This is a genomic window from Robinsoniella sp. (assembly GCF_034124845.1).
In genome coordinates this window covers 1-5,824 of the sequence record NZ_JAWYAJ010000269.1, presented here as the reverse complement: position 1 = coordinate 5,824, position 5,824 = coordinate 1, and the positions used below count along the sequence as shown (strand labels likewise).

The following is a 5,824-nucleotide window of genomic DNA, read 5'->3' as shown; positions in this document are numbered from 1 at the left end:
GAATACCCTGATCCACTAAGGTACTTTTACCGGATCCGCTGACTCCTGTAATGCAGGTAATAGCAAGTACCGGAAATGAAATACTGATATTCTTCAGGTTATTCCCGTTCACTCCTTCCAGACAGACCCATTTATCTTCTGCAATAGCAGGAGTTCTTCCCGGTATGCTTACCAGTTTTTTACCGGAGAGGTAAGCGCCTGTTTCCGACGCCCTATTTTGCATCAGCTCTTTTGGAGTGCCCTGCGCAGTGATATATCCACCTGCTTCCCCCGCTGAAGGACCGATATCAATAATTTTATCGGCTGCAAGCATCACCTGTATGCCATGTTCCACTATGATGACTGTGTTTCCCAGATCCCTTAGTTTCTTTATGAGAGTTAAAAGCTTATGAGTATCTTTGGGATGCAGTCCTGTTGTGGGTTCGTCTAAGATATACAGTATATTGGATATTCCGCTGCTCAGCTGTGTGACCAGCAGCAGCCGCTGCAGTTCTCCGCCGGATAAGGTTGGCGCTGGGCGGTCTAAGGTTAAATAGGAAAGTCCCGCGCTGATATAATCAGATAACCGTTTGTGCATTGTTTTTAGGATTGGAAATACTAAATTCATTTTTACAGGTTCCAGTCTGTCTGGTAATGCCGTAATCCAGTTTCTCAGTTCTTCCAGAGACATTTGAACCACATCCGGAAACCGGGTATCTGCAATGGTAACCATCCGGCTTTCTGCAAAAAGTCTTTCTCCATTACAGGAATCACAGGTTTTAGCTGTCATATAGGTTTCTTCGATTTGTTTTGCCGTATCCTGAGAGCTGGATTGAAGCAGCCGGTGAATGATATGGTATGCACCTTCTACCTTGCGTGTAATCGTTCCGTTTCTTCCATTCCGGTTTTCATAGGTGAAAGAAACCTCTTTTTCCCCTGCGCCAAACAATGCTTTTTCTCTAAATGCCTCAGGAAGGTCTTTCCAGGGGAGTTCCAGATCTATATGCTCATCCATAGCAAGTGCAAGCACTTCTCCCTTCATCCAGTTGGCATTGGGAGATTTCATGAATTTGCGCAGATTGCCCCAAAATGGAGAAGCACCATCTAATAAGGATAATTCAGGATTGGTAATGATCTTATGGACATCTGGCTCCATGGTTCGTCCAAGACCTTTGCATACGGGACACATGCTTTCGGGGTTATTGAAACTGAAGCTGGCAGGGGTTAATTCAAAGAGAACATGGTCGCAGTGATAGCACATTTGTGTGGTCTGAAAGTGCAGCTCATCGGGTGGATTGCCGGGATAAGCAAGCGTCACCGTGATAGCCCCGCTGCCTGTTTTTAATGCTTTTTCAACAGAAGATTTTAACCGGCTGTAATATGAATCGGTACTGTTCATATCTTCTGAGTCCAATTCAGGTACGATGAATGTATCAAATGCAGAATCAGAATGAATTGGACGTACTTCCTGAACAGTTCCGGGGGTACAGTTTTGCAGAAGGCGGATTATCTCAAAGGCGGTAAGGGGTTCAATGGCTTGTCCGCATTCCGGACAGTGCCGGACGCCGATATTAGCAAATAAAGACCGAAGAAGATCATACATATCGCTCATGGTGCCAACCGTGGATCTGGGATTTCTGTTTATATTCCGCTGTGATATGGCGATGGCAGGCGGAAGGCCGGTAATCTGGTCAAATTTAGGCTTATCCATCAGTTTAAACGAAGCGCGTTCAGAAAGGGACATGCTTTCAAAGAAGCGCTGCTGGCTTTCTGCAAATATGGTATCAAAAGCAAGACTTGATTTCCCGCTTCCGCTCACTCCGGTCATGACGGTAATTTTTCCATAGGGGATGGTTACATCAATATTTTTCAGATTATTTTGTCTTGCCCCTTTTATGACAATTCCATCGGCATGTGTTTCCCTATTCTCATCGTCGGAAGTGAGGAAAATATCAGCAGGATCAGGAGCTGTTTCTGTATTTTGATTATCCTTGTATTTTTTCAGAATTTCAACGGAGGATGCCCCGATATGCACCTTTCCGGTCTTTTCAAAACCTCTGTCATCCAGCCACTTCGGCCAATGGGCTAACCATTCTGGCAGACGGCAGTCCTCCACCCGGTCTGCCTCTGGATGATACAGGCTAAAACCCAAAAAAGGAGTTTTGTCAAAGCAATCCAGTTGGGATACTTTAATCCTGCCTTGCGCTTCCTCTATGGATAAGATGCGGGCGGTAGTTAAGGCGATGGGATTGGGACGAACCGGAGAGCGGGATGCGAATACACCGGTTCTGGGTGCATTTTCATAAGGAGGCTGGCAGTCCAGGGTTCTGCGGTAAACCGGTTTGTCAAATTTGTCAAACCACCAGCAGATTTTTATATGGGAATACCCCTCTAAAAGAGCGGCGTAGTCATGAAAATGCTCCGGTATTTCCAGAAAGTAGTCACCCTTTTCCTTATGGATGGTACCAAGCGGCAGAAAACCATTGTATGCCAAAATGCCTGGGGATTCCGGTTTACCTGGGTAATGTGGTGTAAAACAATCTTTGACACAATCTTCATTTGGGAAGTAAGCCTTGATATCATATAACTCCAGAACTTCCTCCTCGATGTGAGAACCATCAATGGTAAGGATGCCGGTTTTTTCATCTGCTTCATAAATCTTCACTGCTTTCTGTGAGAGGCAGGAAGGGATCACATTTGCTGGAGTATGAAGCGGTTTGTAGATGATAATGATGTGGCTGAATTGGGAAATTAATTTCAGACCCTTGCGATATTCGCTTTCCAGGGCAATCCGTTGTTTCCCGTTTTCTTTATAAAGAGTTCCGATAGGGGTGATAAGGTATCCTGTGTTATTTTTAGTCATTTTTCTCCTCCGGTTTCATTTGGATTCACGCAAAATATGACGCACAGTGGTCAGAAAGCAAGTTTCAGACTCTCTGGGTCTCTGGTGGAATGCTTCTACCTTATACCCTCACATCATGTGAGAGTCAAGCGTAAGCTTTTCACCGCTATTTATTGCCGTAAATAAGCCCGGTTTCGGATTGCAGCCATGATAAAAAGAGCTGCAATAAACAATGACAGTATCAGCACGGACTGGGTTCCCTGTAACCATGACTGCCCCTGTACCATGCCATTTACAGTGTGGATAAACCAGCGGATCGGGCTGATTACACTGATTTTCTGCAGCATGGGCGGCATTTTTTCCAAAGCAATAAATGTTCCTCCCAGGAGGGATAACAAGACTGTAAAACAGGCGGCAAACAGATTGACCTGCATTTCCTGACGAAATAAAAATGCCATGCAAGTTCCAAAGGCTGAAACTTTTGTAAAAGGACTTTAGATGGATAGTTACTGCATATAGTTTACGTAACATAATTATGTAAACTATATGCAGTACTATGATTTATAAAAATAATATTATCTATTTTTAAATTAATAGCGTTTAGTGATTGGTTATATAGCAAGCCTTTTAATTTATGAGTTTATTATATCAAGATAGAAGGGAGTTACAAAAGAATATGTGAATAACCTGGTATATTTATAGAATTTGATTAATAGGTATTTATGAGAGTTTATTACCAGGAAACTATGAAAAGAGGGGGGCCATATGTGCACAGCTATGACACTGCAAACTACGGAAGGTGAAACTTTTTTTGGCAGAACAATGGATTTTTCTTTTCCATTAGATCCGGAGCTTTATATTGTGCCCCGAAATTATGTATGGAGCAACAACAAAAGATCAGCTAAAATATTTAATCAATATAGTTTTATGGGAATCGGACAGGATATCTCTGGTTTGATTTTTGTAGACGGGGTAAATGAGATGGGATTTGCCGCGGCTGTACTATATTTTCCGGGATATGCCTATTATGAAGCAGTTGATTATCCCAATACGAACAAAATTTCCATTGCAGCCATCGAATTGGTGAATTTTTTGTTAGGTATGTGTGCGAATGTTTCGCAGGCAAAATCGCTGATGAAAAGGATTACAATCATTGGAGTGGAAGATTCCTTAACGAATTCTATAGCACCGCTTCACTGGATGGTTACAGACAAAAGTGGAAAATCCATGGTAATTGAAAGTACGAAGAGCGGACTTCATCTATATGATAATCCAATCGGCGTACTTTCCAATAGTCCCGATTTTAATTGGCACATGACCAATCTTCGCAATTTCATGAATCTATCCCCAAACCAATCAGAAAATGAAAAGTGGGGGGATGTAGAATTATCGCCATTCGGGCAGGGTAGTGGCACGATTGGTTTACCTGGAGATTACTCGCCGCCATCCAGATTTGTCAGGACATCCTTTCAAAAAAGCCATGTGCCAACTCCATCCAGCAGGAGAGAAGCAGTCATCACCGCTTTTCATATATTGGAAGGTGTCTCGATACCAAAAGGAATTGTCACTACACATCGTGGAACCGATGATTTTACACAATATACAGCATTTATGAATGTCAATACCGGCGAATATTTTTACAAAACCTATTACAATTGTCAAATTATGAGGGCAGAGATGCACAGTGATGAGATTAGTGGTAAGGAACCGGTGTCCCTGGGGAAATTAATGCCTGCCGGTACATGTAACTGAGATTCTTAACAGATGTTTTCGTATCATGTAGGAGAGGTGTTTTTGAGATATAAATATTTTTCTTGGATATTGAGAATAAAACCAGTACTTAGTTTACATAATATAATTATGTAAACTGAAATGCTGGTTTTTATAAATTATGGTGTTTTGGAAATATAGGCTGCCTAAATGTAAAATAATAGGGTAATGAGATGCTGAAGCGCTTTTAGGCGGTACGCAGGTATTTGTTCCGAAATCCAAATCCATTAGGATTTCACACCTCATGATCCGGCATTGTCCGCTTAATATCTGATGGGAGCCAATCGAATTCTATCTGCCAAAAACATTTAGTAAGCTACGTAAAATAATATGAAGTGTAAAATAATATGAAGTGTAAAATATTATGAAGTTAATTTAACTTGGTTATATGAAAAATAAATATAAAGTTCATATAAATATTAGAAGAGTGATTTACAGGATATAAAAAACGATTCGTTTATAAAATAAGCATCTAATTATCATAAATTTATGATTGGCATGAAATTGAATTTGCTTATGAAAGAGATCGAAAATTATGTATGCAGCTAAGATAGCCTTACCCACCAGTTACGCGGACAAATACTAATTTTTCCGCTTAACTAGAGCGTAAACACAATAAATGCATTGGTATTTACATATATATACTGTGCAAATATTGTAATTTCTACTTTCGTGCTAAATCAGCTAACTTAAGAAAATAATGCTTATTATCCTAACAATATCTTTCTAAGTTTGCGCCATTATGTATTCATTCCACTCATGAGCTGTTCGATTGAGCTTGAATTTAATATCCCTTGAGTCTGCATTTCATATCCATTATTTAATCTAAAATATTGCGATACATATAAGCAACGCGGTTACCATAGTTAATACGTGAAATCCGAATTCCGCCTGAGGGGTAAATTTCTCCGTAATGTCCGGATTCATTTATGATAAATCCATTCCCTATGTAGATACCTACATGTCCAACCGGTCCCCAACAGGGATCATTATCTTTATACAATATGAGATCTCCGGCCTGCAGCTGATTTTTGGGTATTTGAACGCCATAACTTAAAAGTGAATCTGTATGGGGATAAATACTGGTTCTGCCTCCAGGTGCCGATACACTATATTTGCCGCCTCCTAATTCATATGCGTATTTGACAATTTTCGAGCAATCGGTTCCATAAATCAACGATGTACCACCCAGAACAAAGGGGGTTCCCAGATAATTAATTGCAAATCTGCATA

3 protein-coding genes and 1 pseudogene are annotated in these 5,824 nt (G+C 40.9%); 1 reads left to right on the top strand and 3 read right to left on the bottom strand.

Annotated elements, in window-relative coordinates; genetic code table 11:
* Both ACH2DQ_RS13280 and ACH2DQ_RS13275 read right to left on the bottom strand, forming a co-directional pair.
* Positions 1–2,842 (bottom strand): TrmO family methyltransferase (locus tag ACH2DQ_RS13280; protein WP_395027045.1); only part of this gene is annotated, 2,842 nt, incomplete at its 3' end.
* 149 nt (positions 2,843–2,991) lie between these two features.
* Positions 2,992–3,288 (bottom strand): annotated as a pseudogene (locus ACH2DQ_RS13275) (ABC transporter permease); the annotation flags it as partial.
* Between the two features lie 298 nt (positions 3,289–3,586).
* Here ACH2DQ_RS13275 and ACH2DQ_RS13270 point away from each other — a divergent pair.
* Positions 3,587–4,573 carry a linear amide C-N hydrolase gene (locus ACH2DQ_RS13270; RefSeq protein WP_394911841.1) on the top strand — a complete coding sequence of 329 codons (987 nt, stop codon included), beginning with the start codon at positions 3,587–3,589 and terminating at the stop codon, positions 4,571–4,573.
* Positions 4,574–5,411: 838 nt separating this feature from the next.
* Here the strand turns inward: ACH2DQ_RS13270 and ACH2DQ_RS13265 are convergent.
* Positions 5,412–5,824 (bottom strand): C40 family peptidase (locus ACH2DQ_RS13265; RefSeq protein WP_395027043.1); only part of this gene is annotated, 413 nt, incomplete at its 5' end.